General features: G+C 58.8%; 12 protein-coding genes. 3 read left to right on the forward strand and 9 right to left on the reverse strand.

Annotation, left to right across the window (positions count from 1 at the left end):
- Positions 1 to 18: 18 nt before the first annotated feature.
- Positions 19 to 672 (reverse strand): DUF938 domain-containing protein, encoded by a 654-nt coding sequence (locus ACR0DL_RS00140; protein WP_480687024.1) that lies wholly within the window; start codon positions 670 to 672, stop codon positions 19 to 21.
- Positions 669 to 1,742, reverse strand: a complete 1,074-nt coding sequence (locus ACR0DL_RS00145) for an NAD(P)/FAD-dependent oxidoreductase (protein ID WP_480687026.1) — start codon at positions 1,740 to 1,742, stop codon at positions 669 to 671. The genes ACR0DL_RS00140 and ACR0DL_RS00145 overlap by 4 nt, the downstream gene beginning before the upstream one ends.
- Before the next feature lie 152 nt (positions 1,743 to 1,894).
- On the opposite strand from ACR0DL_RS00145, the gene ACR0DL_RS00150 reads away from it, so the two are divergent.
- From ACR0DL_RS00150 to ACR0DL_RS00160, 3 genes are all read left to right on the forward strand, one after another.
- A complete protein-coding gene (locus ACR0DL_RS00150) occupies positions 1,895 to 2,275 on the forward strand; it encodes a hypothetical protein (protein WP_480688450.1) in 381 nt (126 codons plus the stop codon).
- Between the two features lie 3 nt (positions 2,276 to 2,278).
- Positions 2,279 to 3,511: an HlyD family secretion protein gene (locus ACR0DL_RS00155; protein ID WP_170347784.1), complete on the forward strand. Its 1,233-nt coding sequence runs from the start codon at positions 2,279 to 2,281 to the stop codon at positions 3,509 to 3,511.
- Between the two features lie 228 nt (positions 3,512 to 3,739).
- Positions 3,740 to 4,429 carry a hypothetical protein gene (locus ACR0DL_RS00160; RefSeq protein WP_480687028.1) on the forward strand — a complete coding sequence of 230 codons (690 nt, stop codon included), beginning with the start codon at positions 3,740 to 3,742 and terminating at the stop codon, positions 4,427 to 4,429.
- Positions 4,430 to 4,513: 84 nt separating this feature from the next.
- Here the strand turns inward: ACR0DL_RS00160 and ACR0DL_RS00165 are convergent, their stop codons facing one another.
- The 7 genes from ACR0DL_RS00165 to xdhA are packed head-to-tail and all read right to left on the reverse strand — an operon-like array spanning position 4,514 to position 13,883.
- Positions 4,514 to 5,587 (reverse strand): BMP family ABC transporter substrate-binding protein, encoded by a 1,074-nt coding sequence (locus tag ACR0DL_RS00165; protein WP_425081132.1) that lies wholly within the window; start codon positions 5,585 to 5,587, stop codon positions 4,514 to 4,516.
- A gap of 31 nt (positions 5,588 to 5,618) precedes the next feature.
- On the reverse strand, positions 5,619 to 6,539 hold the full coding sequence (locus tag ACR0DL_RS00170) for an ABC transporter permease (protein WP_170374180.1): 921 nt from the start codon (positions 6,537 to 6,539) through the stop codon (positions 5,619 to 5,621).
- 3 nt (positions 6,540 to 6,542) lie between these two features.
- Positions 6,543 to 7,625: an ABC transporter permease gene (locus ACR0DL_RS00175; protein ID WP_170360597.1), complete on the reverse strand. Its 1,083-nt coding sequence runs from the start codon at positions 7,623 to 7,625 to the stop codon at positions 6,543 to 6,545.
- Positions 7,626 to 7,661: 36 nt separating this feature from the next.
- On the reverse strand, positions 7,662 to 9,179 hold the full coding sequence (locus tag ACR0DL_RS00180; protein ID WP_480687030.1) for an ABC transporter ATP-binding protein: 1,518 nt from the start codon (positions 9,177 to 9,179) through the stop codon (positions 7,662 to 7,664).
- Positions 9,176 to 10,111, reverse strand: a complete 936-nt coding sequence (gene xdhC / locus ACR0DL_RS00185) for a xanthine dehydrogenase accessory protein XdhC (RefSeq protein WP_480687032.1) — start codon at positions 10,109 to 10,111, stop codon at positions 9,176 to 9,178. The genes ACR0DL_RS00180 and xdhC overlap by 4 nt, the downstream gene beginning before the upstream one ends.
- Positions 10,111 to 12,525: a xanthine dehydrogenase molybdopterin binding subunit gene (gene xdhB / locus ACR0DL_RS00190; RefSeq protein WP_480687034.1), complete on the reverse strand. Its 2,415-nt coding sequence runs from the start codon at positions 12,523 to 12,525 to the stop codon at positions 10,111 to 10,113. Before xdhB ends, xdhC begins: the two co-directional genes overlap by 1 nt.
- Positions 12,522 to 13,883 (reverse strand): xanthine dehydrogenase small subunit, encoded by a 1,362-nt coding sequence (xdhA, locus tag ACR0DL_RS00195; RefSeq protein WP_480687036.1) that lies wholly within the window; start codon positions 13,881 to 13,883, stop codon positions 12,522 to 12,524. The genes xdhB and xdhA overlap by 4 nt, the downstream gene beginning before the upstream one ends.
- Positions 13,884 to 14,030: the final 147 nt, after the last annotated feature.

Consider the following 14,030-nt stretch of genomic DNA (forward strand, 5'->3'; position numbering starts at 1 on the left):
GAGGTGCCGCCTGTTTTGCTAATGGCCCGGCTTTTCCGCGATAAAGGCCAGATTGTTCGCAGGCATCTCGACCATCCCGACGACGGTCAGGTTCTGGGCGCGCATCAACGCTGCAATGTCTTCATCATTCTTATACCCGATCTCAGCGTCTTGCTGGACCAGAGCATCGTGAAAGCGTTGGTCGCCATCGCTGGTCAATTGCCCCGAACGTTTGAATGGTCCGTACAGGATAAACCGCCCCTTGGGGGCCAACGCCTGCGCGGCTTCGGTCACCAGCATTTGTGTTTCCGGCCAGCTGATCAGATGCACCAGATTGATCAGGACGATCAGGTCCTGACCGATGAACTCGGTGTGCCAACCTTGCGCTGTGGCGTCCAAAGCCACTGCGTCCACAACGTTGGGCAGATCGGCAGCATAGGCTTTGATGCTGGTTATCCGCTCGACCTCGACTTCGGTCGGTTGCCAGATGAGGTTTGGCAGGCACTGGGCGAATGCGCTGACATGCTGGCCGGTGCCGCTGGCAATTTCCAGCGCCCGGCCTGCCTTGGGGGTCCATTGAGCCAGTAGGTCACACAAAGCTTCGGCATTGCGGGTCGCGGCAGGGGCGACAAGCCGCCCGTCCTGACCTTCGGTGGCAACGCTGGCGTTGGAGGGGAGGGTTCTTTTGCTCATCGACGCAACCTTTTCGGGCTGAGGGCAGCAATGATTTCAGGGTCCAGTTCAGATGTCGCGCCGGTTGTCAGATCAGCAACCAGTTGCGAAGCCGCCGGAGAGGTCTGGAACCCATAGCCACCCTGACCCGCAGACCAGACAAAGGACGGATCAGACGGATCGGGCCCCAATACCAAAGTTCCATCCGGCGCGAAGCTGCGTAGCCCTGCCCAGTTTACCTCAACCCGGGTGACGGGTTCGGTCACCATCTCTTCGTACCGGGCCAGCCCCTCAGCCAACACCATGTCATCGGCGTAGGCATCCTGCGGTGGTACGGGGTCGGCCTCGCATGGGGAAACCAACAGTTTGCCCGCATCTGGCTTGGCATACCATGTCTCACCCGCGCCCAACATCATCGGCCAGCCGCCCAGGTCATGCCCGCCGGGGGCAGGCAGCCGCGCCATCGACCTGCGTTTCGGAATTATTCCGATTGGTGCAATCCCCGCCATCACGGCGATCTCGTCAACCCAAGGGCCGGCAGCATTGATCAGGATGCGGGCTTCATAGACTTCCCCAGCCTCGACGACCCAGCGCCCATCCTTGCGAATGGCGGTGACCCTGGCCTTGGTCACCACGTCACCGCCATTGCCGCGAACGGTGCGGGCGAAATCCTGCAACAACCTGTCCGTGTCGATATCAAATGCCCCACTGCTGAGCGCTGCGAACCCAAGAGTGTCGGGGTTCAGGATTGGCACACGTGCCAGCGCCTGTGCCGTTGGGATCACCTGCATATTCAGATCATGGACGTCCCGTTCAAAGATTTCGGCCTGATCCTTACCACCAACCAACATCAGATCGCGGGGCGTCAGATACCCGCCGTTTTCAGCTCGCATAAACGCGGCACTGGCCCTGTTCAGCGCAACGACGGAGGGCGGACCATAGTTTTCCTCGAACAACGCGGCGGACCGGCCAGACGCGTGATAGCCCAACGCATCCTCAGCCTCGAGCACAGTTACCCGACCGTGATATGACAGGCGTGCCCCGGCGCTCAGACCGGCGATACCGCCGCCTATGACAAGAAAATCAATCATATGTCCCCTTTTCACCGCGTACCTATTATGGCGAAACCGATCGTCCTAACCTGTCTGGAACTCTAAGCAGTCTTGAATTTGCGCATCAACCCATCCAAAGAAGTAACAAGCAATAACAGGAGGGCAGGGTGAGTACCGCAGATCTACACCCGATGGCCACGGGGCATATTCCGTCCTACGTGACCCAGGCGGACGGCAGTGATTTTCTTTTAACGTTCATGTTTGTGTTTACCGTTTTGGTGATTGTTCTGATCGGGGTTGGATATTTCACCCTGCATTCGATCCCCGAAAAGATAGCGCACGAATCCAACCACCCTCAGTTCCAGTTGGTCGGGATACTGGCCTTGCTGGCGCTGTTCACCCATAACGGGTTGTTCTGGGTCGCCGCCATTCTGGTGGCTGGGTTCCAGTTCCCCGATGTGGCCGCTCCACTCAGAGCCATTGCGGATGCAATCCGATCTTTGGGCAATCAACGCTCCGAAGACCCCGCACCGGCCCAACCCACCGAACCCACCGCGCAGCAGGAGCATTAGAATATGCTTGAGACATTGATGTGCGCGCTGGTGACGGTGCTGCCCGACTATCTGTTTCGCCGCTACGTTCAGGGTAAGCGGATCGGGCATGAAATCACGCTTTTCACCATGTGGTACGAATTGCGCTGGGGTCTGACCACTTGCGCCATTCTGGCGCTGACGGTGATCACCACGCTGTTTTATTTTCATCCCGCCAGCAAAACCGCGGCCTCGTATTTCCGCACCGTGACGATCCTGCCACAACTGGGTGGTCGCGTATCCGAGGTCTATGTGAAAAACAATGAACCCGTGACAGCGGGGCAGCCGATCTTCCGGATCGAGGATTTCACACAGAGAGCCATGGTCGAGGCCGCGCACGCCGATATAGCGCAGGTTCAGGCATCGCTCAGGGTGGCGCAGACCGACCTGGCCGAGGCTGAGGCTGGCATCGCCGGGGCACGCGCTGCGTTGGATCAGTCGCTTGAAGATCTTGAACGCAACACCACGCTGCGGGACGAAGGGTCCAGCGCCGTGCGTCTGGCCGAGATTGACCGGCTGGAAAACCTGGTGGCCGAGCGTGAGGCACAATTGCGGGCCGCCGAGTCACAGCGCGCAGCAGTCGTGCAGCAGATCGAGGAGTTGATCCCCGCTCAACTGGCCAGCGCCAACGCTCAGCTGGACGCTGCCCTGACCGAGCTGGACAAAACCGTGATCAGCGCCGGGGTCACTGGCCGGATTGAACAGTTTGGCCTGCAGGTCGGCGACTATGTCAGCCCTCTGTTGCGTCCGGCAGGTATCTTGGTGCCGTCACACTCGGGCCATGATCGGTTTCAGGCCGCGTTCAACCAAATGTCCGCGCAAGTCATCAAACCGGGCATGATCGGAGAGCTGGGTTGTATGACCAAGCCGTTCACCGTGATCCCGATGGTCGTGGTTGAGGTGCAGGATGTTATCCCCTCGGGCCAAATTCGCCCTTCGGATGAGCTGCGGGATGTGCAGGCCAATACCAATCCCGGATCAATCCTGGTGTATATGGAGCCTCTGTACAAAAGCATGGCCGATGACATCCCGCCGGGCAGCAACTGTCTGGCCAATGTCTATACCGACAACCACGAACGGCTAGAGCATGAGGATTTGGGTTTCTGGAAATCTGCAACGCTGCATGTGATCGACACGATTGGCGTTGTTCACGCTGCGGGCCTGCGCCTGCGTCTGATCCTGATGCCGGTGAATACGCTGGTTTTGACCGGGCACTGATTTCTAAAGGTTCATCTCGTCACATTTGACGGGATGGACCTGAGATTCGAAGGGCTCGTTTGACCGCGATGGGTTGTGGAAATGTCATTACCCAATGCTCCTGTTTGACGAGTTGCATGAATGGCCTGTTTGCGAACAAAGCTGACCTTGGACAGTGCACTCGGATGGGATACGAATTTAAAGCCATAGTTGTGATACAGCGCAAATTAGCTTGGAGCATAAATTCAGTTGAAAGCCGCATCTTCGTTTTTTGTGCTTATTTTCTGGTATAGTAGTTGGCTCCCAATCTCACTGGATAGATGGGCGCTTTCGGTCATTACAATCTGTACTCTTGGATTGCTCGCGGTACTTCTTGTCCAAAAGCCACTAAAGGAACGCCGGTGGCCAGCTAGAGCACTGTCGGTGCTCACAGTCCTCGTTCTGATTGGCGGGGCTTTACTTGCTTTTGTGGCGTTGGCCTTAGGTACACCAGTTGATGGGGCAATCACCTTGTTTTTCGTCGTGGGGTTTGCTGGCTATCTACAATTGCTTGCTGACATTATTACACCAAAACGGACCTCGCGGTGGTTCCCTCGAAGAGGTTTCTTGATCCTCTTTCTTCTTGCAACGTGGTCTTGGGTTTCAGCAATAAGCATGTACGTTCATCGTGGGGCGGTTAGCGATACACAAGAGGCATGTATTCTTGTGCCTGAACCAACTCGTTATGACACCGAACTCATTTCCATTTGGGAAATGCGTCTTCCTGAAGTCGCGACGAGTAGGACGGGACCGACCGGCACAGTAATTCTGGACTATCACGCCATCCTGGTTACTCCATCTGACGAGCGAACTGAGGTCTACAACTGGTCAAAAAAGCGGATGCGCTTCGAAATTCTCGACACAAAACTCAATCGATATTTGCCGACTTTGTGCCCATAGGTCTGGGGTGTTTGGGCTCAGAACGGCCCTTTGAAAAAAGGCCCGCTAGAACTGCGGGCCTTTCCTGTCTTGGCTCAATAGAGCTTACTGCGGAATGTCGCCTTCCAGCCCTTCGACATAGAAGTTCATGCCCGCCAGCGTACCGTCATCGGCGGTTTCGCCTTCACCCAGCCAGTCACTGCCGTCCTGCTTTTTCAGCGGACCGGTGAAGGGGTGGTATTCACCTGCGGCCATGGCGGCTTTCATCGCCAGCGCTTCTTCTTTCACTTCGGCAGGAACCGCGTCCGAGATTTCGCCAATCTCAACCATGCCTTCTTTGATGCCGTCCCAGGTGTTCACGGTTTCCCACGACCCATCCATAACAGCCTGAGTGCGCGCGATGTAATAGGGCGCCCAGTTGTCGATGATCGAGGATACGCGTGGCTTCGGGGCGTATTCGCTCATGTCCGAGGCCTGCCCGAAGGTGATCACGTTGCCTGCCTCTTGCGCGGCCGCCTGCGGTGCGGTCGAGTCGGTGTGCTGCAGGATCACGTCGGCGCCCTGTTCGATCAGAACGGTGGCGGCGTCCGCTTCTTTTGCGGGATCGAACCAAGTGTAAGCCCAGACAATCTTGAACTCGACATCCGGGTTCACCTTCTTGGCGTGAATATAGGCCGAGTTGATGCCGCGGATCACTTCGGGGATCGGGTAGGAACCAATATAGCCGACGATGTTCGACTCGGTCATTTTACCGGCGATGTGGCCCTGAACGGCACGACCTTCATAAAAGCGAGCAGAATAGACCGAGACGTTGTCGGCGGTCTTGTAGCCAGTCGCATGCTCGAACTTCACGTTCGGGAATTTCTTGGCCACGTTAATGGTCGGGTCCATATAGCCGAACGAAGTGGTAAAGATCAGGTCAGCCCCTTCCAGCGCCATCTGAGTCATCACACGTTCAGCGTCCGGGCCTTCGGGCACTGATTCCACGAATACAGTTTCGACCTTGTCACCGAAATGCTCTTCGACCGCCAGACGGCCCTTGTCGTGTTCATAGGTCCAGCCGCCGTCGCCGACGGGGCCGACATAGACGAAACCGACTTTGGTTTTGTCTTCGGCCATGGCGCTTGTCGCCAGACCCAGCGCCATGGCGGCGCTTGCCAAAAGTGATGTGAATTTCATGTGTTACTCCCCAAGTTGGTTTAATTGGCCCCTAGTGTGAGGCATGGAAGATCCGGCCTAGTGAGGCAGGTGCGCTGCTCTTGTCGGCCGAAAGGATCACAAGCACAAGGATCGTGATGATATAGGGCGACATTGCCAGATACTCGACTGGAATGGCAACGCCCGCCGCCTGCAAATTAAGCTGCAACACCGTGATTCCGCCGAACAAATAGGCTCCCAGCAAGGCGCGCCATGGCTTCCAGCTGGCGAAGACCACCAGCGCCAGGGCGATCCAGCCGACACCGGCTGTCATGCCCTCGGTCCACTGCGGGACGCGGATCAGGCTGATATAGGCTCCGCCGAGGCCCGCGCATGCGCCACCGAACAGGATCGCCATGATGCGGATCTTGATAACCTTGTAACCCAAGGCATGAGCCGCATCGTGGTTTTCACCCACCGCGCGCAGGATCAAACCGACGCGGGTGTATTTCAGAACGGCCCACACGGCTGCTGTCAGGGCGATACCGACATACAGGATCGGGTCATGCTGGAACAGGATCGGGCCGATCACCGGGATATCGCTGATCACCGGGATGTGGATGTCACCCATGCTGGGCGGCTTGATACCCACATAGCTTTGGCCCAGAAGGGCGCTGAAACCCAGGCCAAACAGGGTTAGGGCCAAACCACTTGCAACCTGATTGGCCAGCGCGAACTGTGTCAGCAGCACAAACAGCAGCGACAGTACGGCGCCGCCGATGGCCGCCGCAATGAACCCCAGCCAGGGTGAGCCGGTTTCGACCGAGATCGCAAATCCGCTGATTGCACCCACGATCATCATACCCTCGACGCCAAGGTTCAGGACGCCTGCTTTCTCGACCACCAACTCTCCGATTGCAGCCAACAGCAGCGGAGTTGCGGCCACCATCAGCGAGGCGATCAGAAGTACGGGATTGATTTCACCTAAATCCATGGGTCACGCCACCTCGCTATGGGCCGCACGGATGCGGTAGTTGGTCAAAAGATCGAAAGCCAGCAGGAAGAACAGAAGCATCCCCTGGAACACCTGAATGGCAGCGGCGGGCAGGCCCAGCTGAGACTGCGCGATTTCACCGCCGATATAAGTCAGCGCCATCAGGCCACCGGCCAGCAGGATACCCACCGGATGCAGACGGCCCAGAAAGGCCACGATGATCGCGGTAAAGCCATAACCGACGTTAAAGTCGATGCTGACCACACCCGAGGGGCCGGACACTTCGAACATGCCCGCAAGCCCGGCCAGCGCGCCGGACAGACCCAGGCAGAACAAGATCAGCCGCGCCGGGTTCACGCCTGCAAACTTTGCCGCGCGAGGGGCTTCTCCGGTCAGCCGGATGTGGAAGCCCAACATGTGTCGGTTCAGCAGGACATAGGCAAAGATCACCGCGATCAGCGCGGTCACGACACCCCAGTGCATCCCGGACCCCGCGATCAGTTCCGCATTATGTGCGCTTTCATAGGATTGCAGGTTACGCGAGCCGGGAAAGCCGAAGCCTTCAGGGTTTTTCAGCAGGCCCAGCGAGACCGAGGCCAGCATCTGTTCGGCCACGTACACCAGCATCAGCGAAACAAGTATTTCATTGGTGCCGAAGCGGACCTTTAGAAAGGCCGGAATGGATGCCCACAACCAACCGCCAAGCGCGCCAGCGATCACCATGATCGGAAAGACGTAAAACGCCTCTAGCGGATAGAAGGCCAAGCCCGCACCGGCACCAAAGATGGCACCCATGATGTATTGACCCTCGGCCCCAATATTCCAGATACCGGCGCGGAAACCCAGCGATAGGCCAATAGCGATCAGCACCAGAGGTGCCCCTTTCACCAGCAATTGCGGACGGTAATAAAAGGCGAATTCTCCGAACAGAGGTTCCCAGAAAATGGTGCCGATTGCTTCGATCGGGTTCTTACCCAGAATGGCGAACAGAATGCCGCCAAACACCATCGTTGCCAACACCGCCACCAGCGGGGTGGCATAAGACCACGCCTTGGACGGCTGCGGCCGTTTCTCCAACACAATCATCCGCTCATCCCCCTGATTTCATTCTTTTGTAATGGGTTAGACATGGGCCACCTCCATGCCATGTGCGCCGCCCATCATCAGGCCAATCTCATCCACGGTCAGGCCGGTGGTTGGGCGCGGCGCGCTCAGACGCCCTTCGTTGAGGGCGGCAAAGCTGTCGGAGATTTCCATTAATTCATCTAGATCTTGGCTAATGCAGATGACTGCGGTTCCTTTGGCCGCCAGGTCCAGAATGGACTGCCGGATCGAGGCTGCCGCCGCCGCGTCCACGCCCCAGGTGGGCTGGTTCACCACCAGAACGTCAGGGTTCTGCAACACCTCGCGTCCGATCACGAATTTCTGCAGGTTGCCGCCTGATAATGACCGCGCCGCATTTTCGGGCCCCGGCGTGCGGACGTCGAAGGCGCTGATGATTTTCTCAGCGAAACTTTTGGTTTCTGACCACTTCAGAAAGCCGTTGCTTTCCAAACCTTCGCGCACCGAACCGGTCAGCAATGCGTTTTCGGTCAGGCTCATGTCCGGGGCCGCTGCATGGCCCAGCCGTTCTTCGGGCGCGGTCAGCACACCCAGCTTGCGTCGGGCCGTCGGCCCCAGCTTGCCGATCGGCAGGCCGTTGAACTTGATGGCATCTGCTGTTGTCTGGATTTCACCGGACAACACGCCCAGCAGTTCATCCTGACCGTTGCCAGCCACGCCGCCGACACCAAGAACTTCGCCCTTACGGACCGTCATGTGAACGTTCTTCAAAGCCGTGCCAAATTCCGAGGGCGACGGAACTGAAAGTCCGCTGACATCCAGCGCTACCTCGCCAAATTCACGCCCCGAGCGTTCCGGTGTCTGCAAGGTCGAGCCGACCATCATCTCGGCCATGTCCCGCGCCGAGGTTTCAGACGGCACACACTCACCTACGTTCTTGCCTAGGCGCAAAATGGTGGCGTGGTCGCAAAGCGTGCGAATTTCTTCCAGCTTGTGCGAGATATACAGGATCGAGGTGCCCTCGGACCGCAACTTGTTCAGTGTTTCGAACAGGATCTCAACCTCTTGCGGGGTCAGAACCGAGGTCGGCTCGTCCATGATCAGCAGCTTGGGGTCCTGCAACAGGCAGCGGATGATCTCGACCCGCTGACGCTCACCCGCGGACAGATCGCCAACGGTGCGGAACGGGTCCAGCGGCAGGCCATAGGTTTCCGACACTTCGCGGATACGCGAGGCCAGATCGCCCATCGGCGGCGGGTTCTCCATCCCCAGCGCGATATTTTCGGCCACGTTCAGCGCGTCAAACAGCGAGAAGTGCTGGAACACCATCGCGATCCCGTCGGCTCGTGCGGCGCGGGGTTCCGGTGGCGCAAACGCCTGACCGCGCAGCAGCATTGTGCCGCTGTCGGGCTTCACCAGCCCATAGATCATTTTCACCAGCGTGGATTTACCCGCGCCGTTTTCGCCCAGCAGGGCGTGAACTTCACCCTCACCGATGTCAAAGGACACCTGATCATTGGCCACGACGCCGGGATAGGCCTTGGTTAAACCTTGTAAGCTTAGCAGTGGAGTGGTCACGCGCTCAGGTCCTTTTTCAATTCGTTCTGCCGGGCGGGACGCAGCAGGTCTGCTGCGACGCCAACGGCGATCATCTGCGGGTGTTTGCCCAAGTCGGGGTCGCCGATTGGACAGGTGATCCGGTTAATCCGTTCGGGCATATGCCCCAGCGCTGCCAACCGAGACCGGAATCGCGCCCATTTCGTAGCCGAGCCGATCAGCCCCGCAAAGCGGAAATCGTGTGAAAGCAGCCGGTTGCACAGCTCCAGGTCCAGATTGTGTGAATAAGTCAGCACAAGATGTTCGGCATTGGTCGGCGCGTGGCGCACCAACTCGGCCGGTTTTGCGACCGGAACCACTGTTACTCCGTTTGGAACCGTGTTCGGAAAACGCTCAGGTGCAGTGTCGACCCATGTGATTGCCAGATCGGGCAGTGGTGCGAGCACATCCACAAGTGCACGGCCGACATGACCTGCACCCCAGATCCACAGATTGCGGGCCGGTTTGTGTACCGGTTCAACCATCCAGCCGTCGATCAGTTGCGGATCGGGCGCGATACCCTGACCGCGCGCAGCCGCCAGCAGGCGTTTGACGGACAGGGGCATGTCACCTCCCGCTGCCGTTCTTGCGATGACCGTATCGTCCAGCGCGTTCGCTGCCTTGGCGTCAAAGACTTCGCTAAACAACGCGACCGCGCCGCCGCAGCACTGCCCCATGTCTGGGCCAAGCGCATGATGCGTCAGGCGCGAGGATACGATTTGGGTTCGTGCGGCCTGGGCTGTTTCGTATTCAAGTACGCCACCCCCGATTGTACCGCTTTGCCCATCCTTCCAAACCAGCATAGCGGCCCCAACTTCGCGTGGGGACGACCCTTTGATCGCCGCGATGACCACCCGAGTTACTTTCCCGTGGGTTTTGACCGCCTCCCTCAAAGCCTCCAGGTCGAATCCCATCAGATGCCTCCCTTCACCCTTTGGACGCCGCGCCAGACTTCTTCGGCCGTGGCAGGCGCATCCAGTGCCGGATAGCTGTCTCCACAAGCCGCCACCGCGTTGGACAGTGCCAGCCAAGCGGAAATTCCCAACATAAAGGGCGGCTCACCCACCGCTTTTGAGCGATAGATCGTGTCTTCGCGGTTCTGTCCGTCCCAGAGTGCGACGTTGAAAATGTCGGGTCGGTCCGAACAGGCGGGGATTTTGTATGTAGACGGCGCATGCGTGCGCAGGTTGCCCTTGTCGTCCCAGACCAGTTCTTCGGTCGTCAGCCAGCCTGCGCCTTGCACATAGCCACCTTCTACCTGCCCGATATCCAGTGCCGGGTTCAGCGACGCACCCGCATCATGCAGGATGTCGGTGCGCAGAATGCGGTTCTCTCCGGTCAATGTGTCGACGGCAACCTCGGTGATCGAAGCACCATAAGCAAAGTAGTAAAACGGGCGGCCCCGGCCCTTGATCCGGTCCCATTCGATCTTAGGCGTCTTGTAGAACCCGGTTGCCGACAGACTGATGCGCCCTTGATACGCCAATGCTGCGGCTTCGGCGAAGGTATAGCGTTCTTCGCCGACTGAGACGTGGCCATCCGTGAAGGTAACGCTGGACGGATCAGCCTGATGCCGTTCGGCCAGATAGTCGGCCATCCGATCGCGGATCGTGTCGCACGCGGCCTTCACCGCCATGCCGTTCAGGTCACTGCCCGAAGACGCGGCCGTGGCAGAGGTATTCGGCACCTTGGCCGTGTCCGTTGCAGTGATCTTTACCAACTCGAGCGGAATGCCAAAGCGCGAGGCCGCAACCTGCGCGACTTTCTGGAACAGGCCCTGGCCCATTTCTGTGCCGCCATGGTTCAAGTGGACCGAACCGTCTTGATACACATGCACCAGCGCACCCGCCTGATTCAGGTGGGTCAGCGTGAAGGAAATCCCGAATTTGACCGGAGAGAAAGCGATGCCTTTCTTGATCACGCTGTTTTCGGCGTTCCACGCATCGATCGCCGCCTTGCGCGCGGCATAGTCGCTGGATTTCAGCAGCGCTTCGGTCATGCCGTGCAGTTCGAAATCGGTGACTTCCATGCCGTAGGGCGTTGTATTGCCGCCTTCCGGCACCGGGCGCACGGGCGGAGCGGTCTCAACCTGCTCAACAGCGCCAAGGCTTGTCAGATCCTCATGCGGATCGACGCGTTCCAACGGACGCTTCGCCAGATGTTCAGGTTCCATGGTTGGCGGATGGGCAGGGTCGTAATAGTTCCGGCGGCGCAGCTCGACCGGGTCCAGACCCAATTCATAAGCGGCGTGGTCCATGACCCGTTCTATCGCGATCATGCCCTGCGGGCCGCCAAATCCGCGGTAGGCGGTGGCGGATTGGGTGTTGGTTTTCAGCCGGTGGCTTTCAATCCGCGCATTAGGCAGCAAATAGGCATTGTCCGAATGCAGCATGGCACGGTCAGCGACCGGCAGGGACAGGTCCTGTGCCCAGCCGCAGATGGCGTATTGCAGGAAGGACACGCCCTGAATATGGCCATGCTCATCAAAGCCTGCGCGATACGAAATCCGGAACGCATGGCGCTTGCCGGTGATGACCATGTCATCGTCGCGGTCATAGCGCATCTTGCAGGCCTTGCCGGTTACACGCGCGGCAATGGCACAAGCCACGGCCAGCGCGTTGCCCTGGCTTTCCTTACCGCCGAACCCTCCGCCCATGCGGCGGGTTTCGACCCGTACGGCGTGCATTGGAACGCCCAAAGCGTCAGCAACCTTGTGCTGAATCTCGGTCGGGTGCTGTGTTGAGGAATGCACCAGCATATCCGCACCTTCGTTCGGCACGGCCAGGGCGGCCTGACCTTCCAGATAGAAATGTTCCTGCCCGCCGAGCTCAAAGCCCCCGTCGATCACATGGGTCGCGCCCGCAATAGCCGCGTCCGCGTCGCCCTTGGCATAAATGCGCGGGCCTTCCTCAAACCGGCTATTGGCAGCAAGCGCCTCTTCGACCGTCAGGATTGGGGTTTCTTCGTCATAGTCAATCTTGCCCAGCCGTGCGGCCTTGCGGGCGGCCAGATGGCTGGTGGCGACCACCAGAAAAACGGGTTGGCCGATATAGTGAACGGTGCCGTCAGACAGCAGCGGCTCATCATGGATCGAGGGCGAAACATCGTTGGCAAAAAGCAGGTCTTCGGCCGTCATGACCAACTCGACGCCTTCGGCTGCTTTGACCGCAGACAAATCCATCGCGGTGATCTTGCCCTTGGCAATCGGGCTCATACCGAACGCCAGATAAAGCGTTCCCTTGGGCGTCGGAATGTCATCTACGTAGCGGGCGGTGCCGGACACATGAAGCGGCGCTGCGTCGTGGGGGAGGGGTTTTGTCACGCTCATGCCGACACCTCCAGCACGTTGGTCACGTGGCCCTGATCTTCAAGGTAATACCTTTCCAGCAGCGCCTTGGCCGTCTCAAGCCGATAGGTGGCCGAGGCGCGCATATCCGTCATTGGTGTAAAGTCATCGTCAAAGGCCAGCATCGCAGTATGCACCGTTTCACGTGTCCATGGATTGCCGTTCAACGCGGCCTCGACTTGAGTGGCGCGTTTTGGGACGCCGGCCATGCCGCCAAAGGCGATGCGCGCCTGGTCGACGACACCATCTGAAACGGTGATGTTGAAACAACCACACACGGCCGAGATATCCTGATCGAACCGTTTGCTGATCTTATAAGCCTTCAGGCGATCCGCCTGACGGGGGAAGCTGACGGCCTCAACAAACTCGCCGGGGCTGCGGTCCTGTTTGCCGTAGTCGATGAAGAACTCCTCCAGCGGTATCGAACGGCGGTCGTTGCCCTTGCGCAGATGCAGGGTGGCGTTCAGGGCAATCAGCGCGGGCGGGTTGTCCCCGATGGGGGAGCCATTGGCGATGTTGCCGCCAACGGTGGCCGCGTGGCGCACCTGAACGCTGGCATATCGGCGGATCATCTCGGCGTACGAGGGGTGCAGATCGGTCAGCGCCTCGCCCATGCGGTTCATATCGACCATGGCCCCAAAACGAATTTCATCGTCCGTTATTGTAATGTCTTTCAGATCGTCACAGCGGTTCAGGAAGATCACCGGATCAAGATCGCGCAATTGCTTGGTGACCCACAGCCCTACATCGGTTGCGCCCGCGACCAGGGTGGCATCTGGGTGTTCGGCATAGACCGCGGCCAATTCGTCAGAGGAGCCCGGCAGCATGGGCATCGTGGCAGGTGTAGAAACAGGTTTGTCCTTGACCCAAACGGGCACGGGGTGTTCTTCGGCGGCTTTGGCCGCGCGGATGATCGGGGCGTATCCGGTGCAGCGACAAAGGTTCCCCGCCAACTGCGTGTCATGGTCCCTTGCGTCGTTTGAATGACTGGCCACCATCGACATCACGAAACCGGGGGTGCAAAAGCCGCATTGCGATCCATGCAGATCAACCATGGCCTGCTGCACCGGATGGGCTTCGCCATTTGGGCCGCTTGCACCTTCGACGGTACGAACCGCTTTGCCGTGCAGTTGCGGTAAAAACAGGATGCAGGAATTCAGCGCCTTGGCGCCGCTTTCATCCGTGACCATGACGGTGCAAGCCCCGCAATCACCTTCGTTGCAGCCTTCCTTGGTACCGGTCAGGCCCCGATCCTCGCGTAGCCAATCCAGCAGGGTCGCTGTCGGATCGACATCCGCCAGTTCCACTGTCTCTCCGTTCAGAAGAAACGTGATATCCATTCGAGAAACCCGTCGCCTTACCCGGTTGCGCCCCTGTGGCCCTCCTTCGATGCGACGTAGAAAGAGTGGCGGGCGGAAAGCTTGCCATTAGATGTTAGAAACAGGGCAGGTTATCTGGCAAGAAAAACTGCCTATATGATGTACCAT

The sequence above is a fragment of the Ruegeria sp. BB5 genome (genome assembly GCF_056539405.1).

Coding starts and splice junctions, on each gene's coding strand:
- ACR0DL_RS00155 (WP_170347784.1), top strand. CDS start 2,279: ATGCTTGAGACATTGATGTGCGCGCTGGTGACGGTGCTGCCCGACTAT.
- ACR0DL_RS00140 (WP_480687024.1), bottom strand. CDS start 672: ATGAGCAAAAGAACCCTCCCCTCCAACGCCAGCGTTGCCACCGAAGGT.
- ACR0DL_RS00170 (WP_170374180.1), bottom strand. CDS start 6,539: ATGGATTTAGGTGAAATCAATCCCGTACTTCTGATCGCCTCGCTGATG.
- xdhA (WP_480687036.1), bottom strand. CDS start 13,883: ATGGATATCACGTTTCTTCTGAACGGAGAGACAGTGGAACTGGCGGAT.
- xdhB (WP_480687034.1), bottom strand. CDS start 12,525: ATGAGCGTGACAAAACCCCTCCCCCACGACGCAGCGCCGCTTCATGTG.
- ACR0DL_RS00145 (WP_480687026.1), bottom strand. CDS start 1,742: ATGATTGATTTTCTTGTCATAGGCGGCGGTATCGCCGGTCTGAGCGCC.
- ACR0DL_RS00150 (WP_480688450.1), top strand. CDS start 1,895: ATGGCCACGGGGCATATTCCGTCCTACGTGACCCAGGCGGACGGCAGT.
- ACR0DL_RS00165 (WP_425081132.1), bottom strand. CDS start 5,587: ATGAAATTCACATCACTTTTGGCAAGCGCCGCCATGGCGCTGGGTCTG.
- ACR0DL_RS00175 (WP_170360597.1), bottom strand. CDS start 7,625: ATGATTGTGTTGGAGAAACGGCCGCAGCCGTCCAAGGCGTGGTCTTAT.
- xdhC (WP_480687032.1), bottom strand. CDS start 10,111: ATGGGATTCGACCTGGAGGCTTTGAGGGAGGCGGTCAAAACCCACGGG.